1 protein-coding gene is annotated in these 226 nt (G+C 67.3%); it reads right to left on the bottom strand.

The window, feature by feature from the left end; all coding sequences use genetic code 11:
- A partial coding sequence (locus tag SBI67_RS29070) for a glycosyltransferase family 39 protein (protein ID WP_318983909.1) occupies positions 1–226 on the bottom strand: 226 nt, incomplete at both ends.

Below are 226 nucleotides of genomic sequence, written 5' to 3'. Positions count from 1 at the left end.
GCGCAATAGGCCGCCGCGGTCATCAACAGCACCATCGCCGCATCCGGATTGTTGAACCGGAACATCAACACCGCCACCGGCGTCAACGCCAACCCGGCACCGGCCAACAACCCCGCCCACGGCCCCGCGATCCGGCGCACCGCCCCATACACCAGCGCCACCGACCCCACCGCCATCAACGCCTCGGGCACCAACATGCTGGCACTGCTGAACCCGAACAACTGAC

The sequence above is a fragment of the Mycolicibacterium chengduense genome, from assembly GCF_033741155.1.
Classification (GTDB): domain Bacteria; phylum Actinomycetota; class Actinomycetes; order Mycobacteriales; family Mycobacteriaceae; genus Mycobacterium.
Note: the sequence above shows the minus strand (reverse complement) of the source record. Positions and strands in the feature narration are given on the sequence as shown.